Here is a 13,734-nt window from a genome sequence, read left to right on the forward strand (position 1 = left end):
CGGTGCCGTCGCCGGTCAGGCACCGGTGGTGGAACCGGGCCGCACGATCATCAGCACGGTCACGGCGGCCCACAGCAGGTTGAACACGCCGGTGAGCATGGCGAGCGACGCGGTGTTCGCGCTGCCCCGGCCCTCCACGAGGGCACTCTGGGTGGGCAGGATCAGCCCGCCGAGGACGACGGCGGCCAGCGCCGTCAGCACGATCGACGCGACCAGCCAGCCACTGCCGAGCACCCCCATCTCCTTGGCGGTGGCGAACCCGAAGACCGGGACGACGACGCCGACGAGGGCGTAGACCCGGCAGATCCGGTGCAGCACCCGCAGGGTCCCGGTGGCGTCGGGGTCCTCGGGCGCGGCGAGCACCCGGCGCGCGACGGGCGGGAACATGCTGGCGGCGACGGCCACGGGCCCGACGGCGACGACGGCGGCGAGGACGTGCACGACGAGGAGGAACTTGGTCACGCCGGTGACGGTAGGCGGGGTGTGATCGTCGCGAGAAGCGGCAGAAGTGCCAGCGTCCAACGGATTCCCGCCAGAAGCACTCCCAGCGCCCCGCCAGGAGGAGCGCGCGCGGGGCCGGTCACCGTCGCGCTGGTGGCCGGGGTTGGCCGTAACCAGTCGTACGTCTACGATCCCGCCATGCACACCGTGGCCGTACTGGCGCTGGACGGCGTCATCCCCTTCGACCTCTCCGCCCCCATCGACACCTTCGGCTGGGCCCGGCTGCCGGACGGCCGGGAGCCGTACCGGGTGCGGGTGTGCGCGGTGCGGGAGGAGGTGAGCGCGGGCGCGTTCACGGTACGGGCGCCGTACGGCCTGGCGGCGCTGGCGGAGGCGGACACGATCATCCTGCCGGGTGTGGCACAGCCTCCGCGGGAACTGCCGCCGGGCGTCGCGGACGCACTGCGCTCGGCGGCCTCGCGCGGCACCCGGATCGCCTCCATCTGCGTGGGCGCGTTCCTGCTCGCGGCGACGGGCCTGCTGGACGGACTGCGCGCGACGACCCACTGGTACGCGGCCGCCCGGCTGGCGGAACTGCACCCGCGGGTGACGGTCGACCCGAACGTCCTCTACGTCGACAACGGCCAGTTCCTGACCTCGGCGGGCGCGGCGGCCGCCCTGGACATGTGCCTGCACATGATCCGCAAGGACTTCGGCTCGGCGGTCGCCGCGCACGCGTCCCGCATGTCGGTCATGCCGCTGGAACGGGAGGGCGGCCAGGCCCAGTTCATCGTCCACGACCTGCCCCCGGCGCCGTCGGGCGCGACCCTGGAGCCGCTGCTCGCCTGGCTGGAGGACCACTGCGACCAGGACATGACCGTGGACGAGATCGCGGCCAAGGCCGGCATGAGCACCCGCACCCTCAACCGCCGCTTCCGCGAACAGACCGGCACGACCCCGCTCCAGTGGCTGCACCGGGCCCGGGTACGACGCGCCCAGTACCTGCTGGAGACGACGCCGTACCCGGTCGAACGCATCGCGACCCAGACCGGCTTCGGCTCCCCGACGGCCTTCCGGGAACGCTTCCGCAAGGTGGTGGGCACGAGCCCGCAGGCGTACCGGAAGTCGTTCAGAACGGGGGAAACGGCGTAGGAGCCGCTGTCCGCCTGAGCCCTGCCGGATCAGGCCTTGGCGGCGGGTCAGGCCTTGGCGGCTCAGGCCTTGCGGCGGCTCAGGCCTTGCGGTCGGCGACGGCCCAGGAGGCGAGGGCGACGGCGCCGGCGACCCCGAGGACGGACGGCCAGGCGCCGACCTTCTTCGCGAGCGGATGCGAGCCGGCGAAGGCGGCGACGTACGCGGCGCTCAGCGCCCCCGCTGCCCTCCCCCCGGCCTGCTTGCGCCACTGCTGAGCGGCAGCGGTCCCGGCGACGGCCAGCACGGCGCCCCCGAGCTGCCGCTTCTTGGTCCACCGGGCCACCCCGTACCCGCCGACGAGCCCGCCGGCGGCGACGACCGCGCTGGGAACCTTGGCCATGACTGCCTCCTCATCCACCTCTTAGGTCTTTTGTCTGATCCTGAGGCTAACGAGGGGACGGGACGGACAGCGCACCAGCCCCGCGGAAGAGGAGGGAAGAGGGGGAGAGGGTGACCATGACCGACAACGGACCGAACGACCACGACCACGACCACGACCACGACCCGGCCGTACCGGACCTCGACCGGGCACTGGCGATCGCGACCGACCTCGCGGCCCGGGCCGCGGAGACGATCCGCCGCCCGCGCGACGACGGGGCAGCGGAAGCGGTACGGCAGAAGGCGGGCCCGGCGGACATCGTCACCCCGACGGACGAGGCGATCGAGACCCACGTCCGCTCGGTCCTCCGGGCCGCCTTCCCCACGCACGGCATCGAGGGCGAGGAGTACGGCGTCGTCCAGCCGGCCACACCGACCGCTCCCACCTGGGTCGTGGACCCGGTGGACGGCACCACGAACTACGCCCACGGCATCGGCTGGTGCTCCTTCTCCCTGGGTCTGGTCGCCCCGGACGGCACCCCGCTGCTCGGCGTGGTCGCCGACCCCTGGCGGCACGAGACCTTCACGGCGATCCGAGGCCGAGGCGCGCACCTGAACGGCACCCCGATCCACGCGGCCCCCCACACCACCCTCACGGGCCACCTCTTCCTCGCCGAATGGGCAGCCCACTCCCACTGGCCCGGCCTGGACCCCCTCCTCTCCGCCCTCTCCCACCGCCACTGCACCACCAGGGTCATGGGCTCCACCGCCCTCTCCCTCTCCCAGGTCGCCGCCGGCCGCGCCACCGCCGCAGCCATCGGCGAATTCCACGCCGTCGACGGCCTCCCGGCATACCTGATCGCAACGGAGGCGGGAGCGGTGGCCGTCCCGGCGACCCCGACGTACGACGAGCCGTTGCTGTTGGCGGCGCCGGGGGTGGCGGGGGAGATGGGGGAGTTGTGGGAGGGGAGTCGGCGGGGGTAGGCCTGGACGGGGCTGCCCAGGAGCCCGGAGGCCGTGCCTCCACCAGCCCGTCAGCCGGGTTGATAGTCGGCGTGAGGAACACCCAGTGCCCACACCGCCTCAAAGGCATCGGCACACAGTGTGAGCACGTGCGGGTCCGTGCAGACGGAGGGCTCCAGCCGCTCCTCCTCGCCGCGTCGTTACCGGGAAGGGCGATGCCCGTGGCGTTCCGGCGAGGTAACCAGCGCACCTCTTCGCCCACGGCTAGGTTCAGGCCGTCGGTCACCTCGTGTTCGAACCGGACGTACCTGCTCACTGGCTCGGAAAGGGCCCGGGCGCGGCGTACCCTCACTCCCCGGCTCGTCGCCGCGGAGACCAGGGCGAGCCAGTCGGCCCACCTCTCGGCGGGGTCGATTACCTCACCGGCGTCCCAGTCGACGTACGCCGGGTCCGACTTCATGTAGGAGTCCCGCATCTCTAGGGAAAGGCCAGCTCATGCAGTTCATCGCTCCAGTTCTCCTCGTTTCAGTGCGTGCGTGAAGGCCAGCCAGGCCTGAGCCTCCACGGCTATCACGGGCTCGCAGTTACGCTTCGAGTCCCGCACGAGCGTGCGCTCCCCGTCGCGTGAGCACTCCACACATTCAGTCCCACTTCCGCCGCTGTAGGACGACGTGAACCACCGGTACGTCGAGAGTGCTGCCATCAGAGCTCCCTGCTTATACGGTCGAGGATCTCGGCGGAGGATTCGAGGTCGAGTGCCTGGGCGCTGAGGTACTCGAACGCCAACCTATAGCGCTCCAACTCCTGTTGTTTCTCCATGAAGAGCCCGCCCCCGATCAGGTCCACGTATACGACGTCCAAGTCCCGCGTCGGCCCGCGCAGCACAGCGAAGCTGCCAACCGCCGCTGCGTGCGCTCCTGATGAGAACGGCAGTACCTGGACGGTCACATGGGGGCGTTGCGACATCGTGAGCAGGTGCTCCAGCTGCTCACGCATGACGTCGCGGCCGCCGACCAACCGGCGTAGCGCTGCTTCATCGATGACGCACCAGAGGTGGGGTGGATCGCTACGTTCGAGCAACTCCTGGCGCTTCATACGGATGTCGACCATGTGTTGGACTTCCCGCTCGGGGCACTGCACCTCTGACGCCCGGTGCACGGCTTCCGCGTAGGCGCGCGTCTGGACAAGACCAGGCACGTACATGCAGGCGTAGTGGTCTTCTCGTACGACCTCGTCTTCCAGGGTCAGCATGAGGTTCATGGACTCGGGGATGGGGTCGGCGAGCGAGCGCCACCAGCCCTGGATCCTGGCGCCCTTCGCGAGTTCGACCAAGGCCAAGCGCTCCTCGTCGGATGCGCCGTACTCGCGGCAAAGGGCGTCAACGGCAGGCCACTTGACCGTTCCTTCCTTGGTTTCATAGCGGCTGAGAGTGGCCTTGGAGATGCCGACGCGCGCCCCTGCCTCCTCTAGGGTCAGGCCCTTGAGTTCGCGAAGTCGGCGCAGGTCAGCACCCAGTTGGCGGCGGCGAGTGGTCGGTCCGACTGGCATGGGCGGGCGCCTTTCGTGTTGATCCGGCAGATGCTTACCGGTCCGGTGCTGGGACGGCAAGGCGGCGTGCGCCTGGGGCGCGCGGTTCACAGACGTGCTCCGATCCCCGCAGGATGAGAGTTCCATTTTGAAAGTTTCAATGTAACTCTGAGTGTGCTTTTCGTTGCGTCTCGCAACCTATCGTCTCGCAGAGGGAGTTGAGCGATGGACTGCATCGTCTGCATGCCGAGGAAGGCGTGGGATCTACCCTTCCTGGCGGAACCACAGGAGGTGGCGGCTCTGCGGCGTATCCTCCGGCTCCACCTGGAGCTGTGGCGCCTGCCTGAAGTGACCGAAGCGGCCCAGCTCTGCGTCAGCGAGCTGGTGGCCAACGTGATCAACCACGTTGGCCTTCAAACACCGACGACCCTTGCTGTCTCGATGAACGGCAGCTACCTGCGTATCGAGGTCCACGACCCCGACACCCGTGTCCTGCCGACGCTGGTCGAGGCGGGGCTGAGCAGCGAAGCCGGCCGAGGGGTGGCCCTCATCGATGCCGTAGTGGACCGCTGGGGTGTCGAGCTTCGCCCTGATCACAAGGTGACGTGGTGCGAAGTGGGCACCAGCCTGCCCGAGAACTGCGTGCACGCAGTGCGTCCCCCGAGCGCTGGTATCGATGAGCTGCTCAACGGCTACAGAGCGGCGAAGGCGCCGAGTCTGGCCAGCGCCGAGTCCGAGCCTCTGGCCTTGACTGCGGCGGAGGAAGCGGCGATCGACATCATCGCCGACCTCCTCCGCTGGATGCAGGCGCATGGCCGCGACGCGGACGACGTGCTCGATCGGGCCCAGACGCACTTCGAGGCAGAAGCCGAGAAGTTCACCCAGTAGTGATCGCGGCGGAATACGACCACACATCGGCAGGGAGCTCGTGCTCCAGGTCCCAGGTGATCGCCATGGGCTTGCTGCCGCTGTGCTTCACATAGGTGGCCGGGCCGAGCAGCATCCAGGGCTCGGACTTGCCGATGCTGTTCTCCTTGTAGCGACGCAGGAACAGGAGAACGTGACTGCCCTGTACGGCGTGGTTCTGATAGCGCAGGCCTGTCCGGGAGCTCTCGGACGTGCCGTTCTGGGACTCCCAGTGGTAGCGGGTGGGGCTGATCGCGTAGTCCTTGTAGCGGACATGGGGGGAGAAGTCCCGTTCGTTCTTCTCCGACGTGATGAAGAGGACGTCGGTCTTGATGTCCTCGACCCAGCTCACCCCCTGACTGAAGACGCCTGGCATCTGGCCTCCCAGCCGTGCCACTCCGAGCGCCGCGAGGATCTCGGAGCGGTTGTAGGAGCTGTGGATCTTCAGCGGGAGATGGTCGAGCGGGTCGCTCAGCGGGATTGGGAAGTGATCGGTTCGGTCGAGGACGTACGTGAGGACCTGCCGAAGTTCGTCGCGAACCCGTTCCTGGGCGCGCAGGGATTCCAGCCCGTCCCGATAGCTGGAGAAACCGCCCGCCTTGTCCCACAGGTTGAAGAAGAGCATGCGGGCGTACACCTGCGCCTCATGGGTGAGGGAGTCGTAGTCGGGGGCGTCGTCTGTGAGGAGGCGGAGGTAGGCCTTGGCCCGCTCGGTGTCGTCTACGTGAAGGAACGCGTGGATGCGCTTGAGGAGCTCCTCCTCGCCCGGCAACGGGGTGGCCTGGACGATTCCCGCCTTGCGCAGGACCTTGGTCCACGAGTTGCTGCTCTTGTAGAGCTCCTTGATGTCCCGCCGACTCTCGCGGAGGTAGGCGTCGATCCTGGGTGTGCTGTAGTCCCGAACCTCCTTCGCGAGCGTGTTGATGGTGGCGTTCAACTGGGTGCGAATGTTGTTGAGGACGAGGTCCTTGGACTTGCCTTCCAGAATGATCTGGCAGCCGGAGGGCAGCCGAGGGAAGCCGCGTTCGATGCTGTCGACAAGGCGGTTGCGGGACAGGTTCGTCAGTGCGCGGAACTGTTCCTCGAAGCGGAACTCGGCGCGGTGCTGGCCGATGAAGTCGAGCACGGTCAGCACTGGTTTGTTCGGCGTGCGCCGCAAGCCGCGTCCCAGTTGCTGGAGGAAGACGGTAGCGCTGTTCGTGGGGCGTAGGAGCAGCAGCGTGTCGATCTCCGGGATGTCGACGCCCTCGTTGAACAGATCGACAGAGAAGATCACTTGGATCCGGCCGGCCTTGAGGTCCCTCAGCGTCTGCTCACGCTCTGTGGGAGAGGAGTCGCTGTCGAGGGCAGCGGCCCGTATCTCCGCCTTGCGGAATTCCTCGGCCATGAAATGGGCGTGCGCCTTGGTTACACAGAAACCCAAGGCGCGCATAGCGGACGGGTTGGAGATCTTGTCCTTGACCTGCTTGATGACGATGAGAGCTCGCGCGTGGCCCGCTGTGAGGAGGTTGCTGAGTTCGTTCCTGTCGTAGTTGCCCGCCCGCCAGTTCAGCTGTGTCAGATCCGTGCCATCGGGGATTCCGAAGTAGTGGAACGGGCAGAGGAGATCGGCCTCAAGAGCTTCCCATAGCCGCATCTCGGCTGCGATCCGCCCGCCGAAGAACTCGTCTTGAACATGGAACCCATCCATCCGCTCTGGTGTCGCGGTGAGGCCGAGTAGTTGGCTGGGTGTGAAGTGGCCGAGGACACGGCGATACGTGTTCGCGGTCGCGTGGTGGAACTCGTCGATGACGATGACGTCGAAGTGGCGGGGATCGAGCTGTTCCAGCCGTTGGAGATTGAGGGACTGGATGCTCGCGAATACGTGAGTCCAGTCGCGCGGTTCCTGGCCGTTGTAGAGCAGCTCGCCGAAGGAGGCGTCGGCGAGTACCTCCTGGTAGGTGCGCAGAGACTGTTTCAGGATCTCCTTGCGGTGCGCCACGAAGAGCAGCCGAGGGAGCTCGCCGTCACGCTTGTCGCGCATAGCGCGGTAGTCCAGGGCGGCCATGACGGTCTTGCCGGTGCCGGTGGCTGCGACCAGGAGATTCTCATGGTGGCCGCGGATCTCGCGCTCCACGCGGAGACGTTCCAGCATGTCTCGTTGATGCGGGAAGGGCTGAACCTCAAGTCCGGAAAGGTTGATCTTCAGGTCGTCGCCTGTCTGGCCGCCTCCTGCCCGGGCCAGCGCTTCGTCGAGGCGTTTCCCGTCCTCGTCCGGGTTGTACAGCTCGAAGGCAGGGTCATCCCAGTAGGCATCGAAGGTCGCCTCGAACTTGTCGAGCACCTGAGGCGTGGCGATCGAAGACAGCCGTACGTTCCACTCCAGGCCGTCGAGCAGTGCTGCCTTGGAGAGGTTGGAGCTACCCACATAGGCCGTGTGGAAGGCGGTCTTGCGGCGGAACAGCCAGGCCTTCGCATGGAGGCGCGTGGACCGGATCTCGTAGTTGACCTTCACCTCAGCACCGAACTCGCGGACCAGGCGATCCAATGCGTGTCGGTCGGTCGCGCCGATGTAGGTGGTGGTGATGATCCGGATACGGACTCCGCGTCTTCTTGCCGCGTGAAGAGCGTCTTCAAGTACCCGAATGCCGTGCCACTTCACGAAGGCGCACAACAGGTCGATGCCGTCTGCGGTGGCGAGTTCCGCACGCAACTCGGCGCCGAGGTTGGGGTCGTCCGGGGCGTTGGTGATCAGCGCGGTTTCGGAGAGGGGTGTCAGAGGGCGGATCGCGTAGACCCCGGGGGCCTCCCGCTCGGCGAGGGCGAGTAGTTGGCGAGGGCCGTCGGCGATGGTTCCGTCGACCTCGTCTTCTTCCGGATCGGGGGCGCTGGCGGCCAGCGACCGCATGATCTGATTGGCGGCGGCCACCTGCTTGTCAGCTGGCAGTTGGGCCAATCGGCGTGCCGCCGCCTCACCGATGTGGCGAGCCAGCACGTGTGGCGTGGACTCCGCGCTGACCTCGGTGTCGACGGCCTTCCACCCCGCGGCTTCGAGTGCTCCTATCCGATCGTGCAGGTCGTGTGTGATGAGCTTCTCGTAAACGCCCGGATGTCTCAGGTCCCCCGGCTCCGCCACGCTCGATCCTCCGATCCCTCGGGCCGATGTGGATCCGTTCTAACACCAGCCACCGACAATCGAAGGCCGGGAGACGAAAGTTGATCACTTTCAGACACAGGCCAGCACTGGTCCGGTCTTCGTGGGGCCAAGTGGCAGTACCGTCCCCGGCGCCATGAGGACCGGACTCCACAACGTGCCCGGATGGCTGCCAGCTTCGGCGCGGTCTGGGCCGGTGCGCGGCACTGGAGGACCGATCAGGAAGGGACGGCCAGGCATGGGCAGGATTGAGTACTACAACGACCCCAAGGCCCCCAAGGCGAACACTCTCATCCCGGCCAGCAATCTGCTTGTCGTCGACCACGACGGTGCGATTCTGCTTCAGCGCCGCCGCGACACCGGGCAGTGGGCTCTTCCCGGCGGTGCGCAGGACATCGGTGAGACCGCCGCCGAGTGTGCGGTACGTGAGTGCCTGGAGGAGACGGGCATTCATGCCGAGATCACCGGCTTTCTCGGCGTCTGCACCAACCCCAGGCACATCGTCGCCTACAGCGACGGCGAGATTCGCCAGCAGTACGAGAACACGTACATCGGCCGCCCCGTCGGCGGGGAGCCCACCGTCAACGACGAGGCCGATGGTGTCCGCTTCGTGCAGCCCACCGACCTCGACCAGTACGACATCCACCCCAGCATGCGCCAGCAGATCGGCGACTATCTCGCCGGTACCTACCCCTACTTGGGCTGACCGGCGAGCATCGTCCCCGACTCCACTCGTTCATCGCCGGGCGGTCTCAGCCCTCAGTGCCGTGGCAGATGTCGTAGACGCTCACCGAGCCACACCAGCAAACTGCCCCCCTCTCCGGAGGCCAAGCCGCCGCCCTTCCCCGTGCCGCCAGCGTCGTCGCGTACTGCGGCAGCAGGGTCGCGTCCCCCGGTGACGAGCCCTCCGAGGCGGCGAACGCCTCGTAGGAGGGGACCGTGCCCGTGACGATGCCCAGGTTCGGGGTGCCGGAGGAGGACAGTTCGCGGAGGGAGGACTCTATGGTCGAGAGGTGTTCCTCGTGGGAGGGGTATTCCGAGGAGAGGGTCGGGTACGCCGAGAGGAGTTCGGTGAGTTCGGCGGCCGGCCAGTGGAGGACCGCCACCGGGAAGGGGCGGGAGAGGGCTTCGCGGTAGGCGCCCAGTTCGGCTTGGAGGCGGGAGATCTCGGCGGCCAGTTCCGCGGGGTTGTCCGAGCCCAGGGACCAGACGCGTTTGGGGTCGTGGAGCTCGTCCAGGGAGACCGGGGCGGTGTGGAGGGTGTCCGCCAGCGCGTCCCAGGTGTCGTGCGGCAGGCCCAGCATCCGGCGGACGCGGTGGCGGCCGTAGAGGAGGGGGTGGGTGGGGGAAGGGGGCTCCGGGGCGTCGTCCGGGAGGAGCAGGCGGGCGGCCTCCGTGAAGGTCTCCGCTGCCGCGTCCAGCTCGTCGTGGGATTCGAGGGCTTCCGCGGCGATCAGCCAGGGGGCCGGGTCGCGGGGGGCCGTGGCGCGGATGCCGTCGATGATCGCCCTCGCCTCCGCCTCGTGGCCGTACTCCCAGAGGTTCGAGGCCTTCAGGGCGCGGACCAGGGCAAGGCTGTCCAGGCGGTCCGGGGAGGACAGGAGGCGGTCGTAGAGCGTGGTCGCGGCGGGGCGGTCGCCGGAGAGCTCCAGGTGGGCCGCCGCGCGCAGGAGCAGGGCCTCGGCGTCCTCGGGGTACAGGCCGGCGGTTCGCTCCAGGCGTGCCGCTTCGGCGGTGTGGTCGACGTTCTCGGCAGGCGTGTCGGGGCGCATGCAGGACACCGTACTGCCGAGCGGTGACAAACGTGAGGTGCGCAGGGGCGAGGGGGCGCGAGGGAGGGGCGCTGTCCTTCGGCCCTCCCCGTGCGTCTATCTTCGTGCGGGGATCTGAGGTGTGGGCGTCCAGTGGGGGTCGCGTGAAGAGCGCCGGTGGGGTGGCAGAGGCCGACACGGAGCGGCGGGCAGCCGGAAGCGAGCAGGGGGCGGCGGCGCCGCTCCCGTACTGGCCGCTGCTGCTCGTCGGCGCCGCCGTCGTACCCGGAGCCGTGCTGTTCGCCGTCGGGCGGTGGGGGGACGCGCCGGCCGTGCAGGCGTGGCGGACCGTGTGCCTCGCCGTCACCGTGCAGGCGCTGCCCTTCCTGCTGCTCGGGACCGCACTGTCCGGGGCCATCAACGCCTTCGTACCGGAGCGGGTGTTCCAGCGGTTCCTGCCGCGGCGGGCCGCGCTCGCCGTGCCCGTGGCCGGGGTCGCGGGGGTGGTGCTGCCGGGGTGCGAGTGCGCTTCCGTGCCGGTCGCCGGGAGCCTGATCGGCAGGGGGGTTCCGCCGGCCGCCGCGTTCGCGTTCCTGCTGTCCGCGCCCGCCATCAACCCCGTCGTGCTCACCGCCACCGCGATCGCCTTTCCCGGGCGGCCCGAGATGGTGCTCGCGCGGCTGGCCGCCTCGCTCGCCACCGCCGTCGCCATGGGCTGGCTGTGGCTGCGGTTCGGGAAGGCGGAGTGGCTCAGGCCGGGGGTGGGGGTACGGCACAGCGGGCACCGGGACGGCGGCAACCGGTGGGAGGAGTTCCGGCGCGGCTTCCAGCACGACTTCCTGCACGCCGGGGGCTTCCTCGTGCTCGGGGCCATGGCGGCGGCCACCTTCAACGTCACCGTGCCGCGGTCCGTGCTCGACACCTTCGCCGGGACGCCCTGGCTGTCCGTGCTCTTCCTGGCCGGGCTCGCCGTGCTGCTCGCCGTGTGCTCGGAGGCGGACGCCTTCCTCGCCGCCTCGCTGACCGCGTTCCCGGCCGTGGCGCGGCTCACGTTCATGGTCGTCGGGCCCATGGTCGACCTGAAGCTCATCGCCCTGCAGGCGGGGACCTTCGGGCGGGCCTTCGCCGTACGGTTCTGCGCCGCCACCGTCGTCGTCGCCGTCGCGTGCAGCGCGCTGATCGGAGGGTTCCTGCTGTGAAGAGGTCGCTTCGGGCGGGGCTGCTCGTGCTGTGCGGGCTCGGGCTGCTCCACGTCTCCCTCCTCACCGACCTGTGCCTGCGCTACGTCAAGGAGAGCATGCGGCCCCCGCTCATCGCCTCCGGCGTCGTCCTCGTCGCGCTGGGCGCCGCCAGTGCCCTCCTCGACCGCCGGCGGGGCGAGGAGGACGGCCACGGTCACGGTCACGGGCAGGGGCACGAGGACGGCCGTCACGATCACTCCGGGCTGCCCCGTGTCGCCTGGCTGCTCCTGCTGCCCGCGCTCAGCCTGCTCTTCTACGCCCCGCCCGCCCTCGGCGCGTACACCGCGTCCCGGCAGCCGGCCAAGCCCGTCGCCGAACGGCAGTCGTTCGATCCGCTGCCGCGCACCTCGCCGGTGCCCATGACCCTCTCCGACTTCACCAGCCGGGTGCAGCAGGACCGCGCGGGGGCGATCAGGGGGCGGACCATCCTGATGACCGGGATCGTCACGCCCCGCGGGGGCGGCAGCTGGGACCTGACGCGCATCGTCATCAACTGCTGTGCCGCGGACGCCCAGTCCGTGAAGGTGCGGATCTACGGCGGTGACGTGCCGCCCGCCGACACCTGGGTGTCGGTGACCGGGACCTGGCACCCCGGCGGGAGGCTGGGCACCAGGTCCGCGCCGGTCGCGCTGGACGCCCTGACGGTCACGAGGGTCCCCCGGCCCGTCAACGGCTACCAGGACGCCCTTCCGCTGCCGACGGCGATCACACGCTGACCCCGTCCACCTGCAGCGTCTGGACCGACTTCGCCGCGAAGGGGACCGACAGCGTCCTGCCGGACAGGTACGTGTCCGAGTGGGCCGCGTAGAGGTCCGAGCCGCCTGTCGTGACCGTGTTCCAGCGGGGGACCAGGCCGCCCGAGCCGCCCGCCACCGCGGAGAACGCGGAGAGGTCGAAGGTCAGGGTCGTGGCGGAGGAGGACGTGTTCGCGGCGACGATCACCAGGCGTCCCGCCGCCTTGTCCAGGGCCGCCACCGCGTAGCTCACGCCCGTGTCCAGGATCGTCATGCCCGGCCGGATGTGGCGGGTGAACTGGGCCAGTGTGTAGTACTTCGTCTGTACGGCGCCCGGTTGGAGGGTGGAGGAGTCGTAGGCGATCGTCGCCCAGCCCGAGCTGGGGTCCATCACCTGCCAGTACACCCAGGCCGTCGGGTGCAGCCAGCGGAAGTCGTAGAGGAGGTTGCCGGCCAGGGTCAGGCCCGTGGAGTCGCCGTCGCCGTACTCCGAGTTCCACAGGCCCTTGCCGGAGGTCGTCACCACGTCGGAGTAGAGCAGGTCGCGGCGGCCGCCCGAGCCCTGGTAGCCGTGGACGTCGACCCGGTCGACGTAGCCCTTCGTCGTGGAGGAGAAGGAGTCCCAGGTGGTGCGGGCCAGGTCGTAGGTGTTCTCGTCCGAGGCCGAGATCCGGGTGCCGGTCAGCCCGCGCTTGTCCAACTCGCTGCGGAGGTACGGCAGTACGGCCGCCTGGACGGTGGCGTCCATGTGGCAGCCCTCCTGGGTGCCGGTCGCCGTCCACCAGGAGGACGAGGGCTCGTTGAAGGCCTCGACCGTGGAGAAGGCCACGCCCCAGTTCTGCTTCGCGTACAGCGCGACCGCGGCCAGGTGGGAGGCGTGCTGGCGGTAGTTCCAGGACTGGAGGTTGTTGCCGCCGTCCGAGGCCCCGGACGGGTTGTGGTTGACGCACATCCACCACATGGGCGAGTTGGCGAACAGCTCGGTGGTCGCGCCGCGTTGGACCGCCTTCACCAGCATCGCGCGCTGCGTCGCGTCCGCGGTCCACTTGAAGGAGGACGAGGCCGGGTCCTCGCTCCTCCAGTCCTGCCAGTAGCCCTCGATCTGCTTGAACCTCGGGATGTTGGCCGAGGCCACCATCGACTCGCCGTTCACGCTGTTCCAGCTGCACGCGCCCAGGTTGTAGCGCGCGATGTTCAGGCCGAGGCCGGGCAGTGCGGTGCCGTTGTACGTGGTCGTCTTCGTCGTGAAGAAGATGTCCGCGAAGTCGTCCCGGGTGCCGAAGACGTTCGCCCACCAGGCCAGGGACGTGCCCCAGCCCTCCCAACTGCCGTACGTCGCGGACGGGTTGACCGCGATCGTGGCGTCCGCGTGCGCCGTGCCCGTCGCCAGGACGCCACCCAGCACGCCGCCTCCCGCTGCGGCCAACAGTGTTCTCCGTCGGATCATGGCTTCGCTTCTCCGCTCTGGCGTGGGTGACGTTGCGGCCTTCGGCAGCAGGAAGCATCGGGGGTGGCGGGCGGGGTTG

13 protein-coding genes and 1 pseudogene are annotated in these 13,734 nt (G+C 69.0%); 6 read left to right on the forward strand and 8 right to left on the reverse strand.

Going from position 1 to position 13,734, the window contains the following annotated elements; all coding sequences use genetic code 11:
- Nucleotides 1-15: 15 nt before the first annotated feature.
- The gene (locus ACZ60X_RS22330; RefSeq protein ID WP_469601077.1) at nt 16-462 is read right to left on the reverse strand and encodes a hypothetical protein; all 447 of its coding nucleotides are present in this window, start codon (nt 460-462) and stop codon (nt 16-18) included.
- Between the two features lie 177 nt (nt 463-639).
- On the opposite strand from ACZ60X_RS22330, the gene ACZ60X_RS22335 reads away from it, so the two are divergent.
- Nucleotides 640-1,593: a GlxA family transcriptional regulator gene (locus ACZ60X_RS22335; protein WP_469601080.1), complete on the forward strand. Its 954-nt coding sequence runs from the start codon at nt 640-642 to the stop codon at nt 1,591-1,593.
- Nucleotides 1,594-1,672: 79 nt separating this feature from the next.
- Here ACZ60X_RS22335 and ACZ60X_RS22340 read toward each other — a convergent pair whose 3' ends face one another.
- Nucleotides 1,673-1,975, reverse strand: coding sequence for a hypothetical protein (locus tag ACZ60X_RS22340; protein WP_469601083.1), 303 nt, complete (start codon nt 1,973-1,975; stop codon nt 1,673-1,675).
- A gap of 116 nt (nt 1,976-2,091) precedes the next feature.
- On the opposite strand from ACZ60X_RS22340, the gene ACZ60X_RS22345 reads away from it, so the two are divergent.
- Nucleotides 2,092-2,937 (forward strand): inositol monophosphatase family protein, encoded by an 846-nt coding sequence (locus ACZ60X_RS22345; RefSeq protein WP_469601085.1) that lies wholly within the window; start codon nt 2,092-2,094, stop codon nt 2,935-2,937.
- 50 nt (nt 2,938-2,987) lie between these two features.
- On the opposite strand, the pseudogene ACZ60X_RS22350 reads toward ACZ60X_RS22345, so the two are convergent.
- The 3 genes and pseudogenes from ACZ60X_RS22350 to ACZ60X_RS22360 all read right to left on the reverse strand — a co-directional run bounded on the left by ACZ60X_RS22350 (nt 2,988) and on the right by ACZ60X_RS22360 (nt 4,464).
- A pseudogene (locus tag ACZ60X_RS22350) lies at nt 2,988-3,391 on the reverse strand (DUF6879 family protein).
- A 27-nt stretch (nt 3,392-3,418) separates the two neighbouring features.
- Nucleotides 3,419-3,619, reverse strand: coding sequence for a DUF397 domain-containing protein (locus tag ACZ60X_RS22355; protein WP_469601088.1), 201 nt, complete (start codon nt 3,617-3,619; stop codon nt 3,419-3,421).
- On the reverse strand, nt 3,619-4,464 hold the full coding sequence (locus tag ACZ60X_RS22360; RefSeq protein ID WP_469601582.1) for a helix-turn-helix domain-containing protein: 846 nt from the start codon (nt 4,462-4,464) through the stop codon (nt 3,619-3,621). The genes ACZ60X_RS22355 and ACZ60X_RS22360 overlap by 1 nt, the downstream gene beginning before the upstream one ends.
- 204 nt (nt 4,465-4,668) lie before the next feature.
- Here ACZ60X_RS22360 and ACZ60X_RS22365 point away from each other — a divergent pair, with 204 nt between their 5' ends.
- The gene (locus tag ACZ60X_RS22365) at nt 4,669-5,331 is read left to right on the forward strand and encodes an ATP-binding protein (protein WP_469601091.1); all 663 of its coding nucleotides are present in this window, start codon (nt 4,669-4,671) and stop codon (nt 5,329-5,331) included.
- Here the strand turns inward: ACZ60X_RS22365 and ACZ60X_RS22370 are convergent.
- Nucleotides 5,321-8,464, reverse strand: coding sequence for a DUF3427 domain-containing protein (locus ACZ60X_RS22370; protein WP_469601094.1), 3,144 nt, complete (start codon nt 8,462-8,464; stop codon nt 5,321-5,323). The genes ACZ60X_RS22365 and ACZ60X_RS22370 overlap by 11 nt on opposite strands.
- A 256-nt stretch (nt 8,465-8,720) precedes the next feature.
- On the opposite strand from ACZ60X_RS22370, the gene ACZ60X_RS22375 reads away from it, so the two are divergent.
- Entirely contained in the window at nt 8,721-9,188 is a 468-nt protein-coding gene (locus tag ACZ60X_RS22375; protein ID WP_469601096.1) for an NUDIX hydrolase, read from the forward strand.
- Between the two features lie 46 nt (nt 9,189-9,234).
- On the opposite strand, the gene ACZ60X_RS22380 is transcribed toward ACZ60X_RS22375, so the two are convergent.
- On the reverse strand, nt 9,235-10,254 hold the full coding sequence (locus tag ACZ60X_RS22380; protein WP_469601098.1) for a hypothetical protein: 1,020 nt from the start codon (nt 10,252-10,254) through the stop codon (nt 9,235-9,237).
- 161 nt (nt 10,255-10,415) lie between these two features.
- Here ACZ60X_RS22380 and ACZ60X_RS22385 point away from each other — a divergent pair, with 161 nt between their 5' ends.
- Both ACZ60X_RS22385 and ACZ60X_RS22390 read left to right on the forward strand, forming a co-directional pair.
- A complete protein-coding gene (locus tag ACZ60X_RS22385) occupies nt 10,416-11,432 on the forward strand; it encodes a permease (RefSeq protein ID WP_469601101.1) in 1,017 nt (338 codons plus the stop codon).
- Nucleotides 11,429-12,190, forward strand: coding sequence for a TIGR03943 family putative permease subunit (locus ACZ60X_RS22390; RefSeq protein WP_469601103.1), 762 nt, complete (start codon nt 11,429-11,431; stop codon nt 12,188-12,190). Before ACZ60X_RS22385 ends, ACZ60X_RS22390 begins: the two co-directional genes overlap by 4 nt.
- Here ACZ60X_RS22390 and ACZ60X_RS22395 read toward each other — a convergent pair.
- Entirely contained in the window at nt 12,180-13,655 is a 1,476-nt protein-coding gene (locus ACZ60X_RS22395; RefSeq protein WP_469601106.1) for a glycoside hydrolase, read from the reverse strand. The genes ACZ60X_RS22390 and ACZ60X_RS22395 overlap by 11 nt on opposite strands.
- Nucleotides 13,656-13,734 lie beyond the last annotated feature (79 nt).

The organism is Streptomyces sp. NPDC104106 (genome assembly GCF_055584345.1).

Coding starts and splice junctions, on each gene's coding strand:
- ACZ60X_RS22395 (WP_469601106.1), bottom strand. CDS start 13,655: ATGATCCGACGGAGAACACTGTTGGCCGCAGCGGGAGGCGGCGTGCTG.
- ACZ60X_RS22335 (WP_469601080.1), top strand. CDS start 640: ATGCACACCGTGGCCGTACTGGCGCTGGACGGCGTCATCCCCTTCGAC.
- ACZ60X_RS22360 (WP_469601582.1), bottom strand. CDS start 4,464: ATGCCAGTCGGACCGACCACTCGCCGCCGCCAACTGGGTGCTGACCTG.
- ACZ60X_RS22375 (WP_469601096.1), top strand. CDS start 8,721: ATGGGCAGGATTGAGTACTACAACGACCCCAAGGCCCCCAAGGCGAAC.
- ACZ60X_RS22355 (WP_469601088.1), bottom strand. CDS start 3,619: ATGGCAGCACTCTCGACGTACCGGTGGTTCACGTCGTCCTACAGCGGC.
- ACZ60X_RS22365 (WP_469601091.1), top strand. CDS start 4,669: ATGGACTGCATCGTCTGCATGCCGAGGAAGGCGTGGGATCTACCCTTC.
- ACZ60X_RS22380 (WP_469601098.1), bottom strand. CDS start 10,254: ATGCGCCCCGACACGCCTGCCGAGAACGTCGACCACACCGCCGAAGCG.
- ACZ60X_RS22340 (WP_469601083.1), bottom strand. CDS start 1,975: ATGGCCAAGGTTCCCAGCGCGGTCGTCGCCGCCGGCGGGCTCGTCGGC.
- ACZ60X_RS22345 (WP_469601085.1), top strand. CDS start 2,092: ATGACCGACAACGGACCGAACGACCACGACCACGACCACGACCACGAC.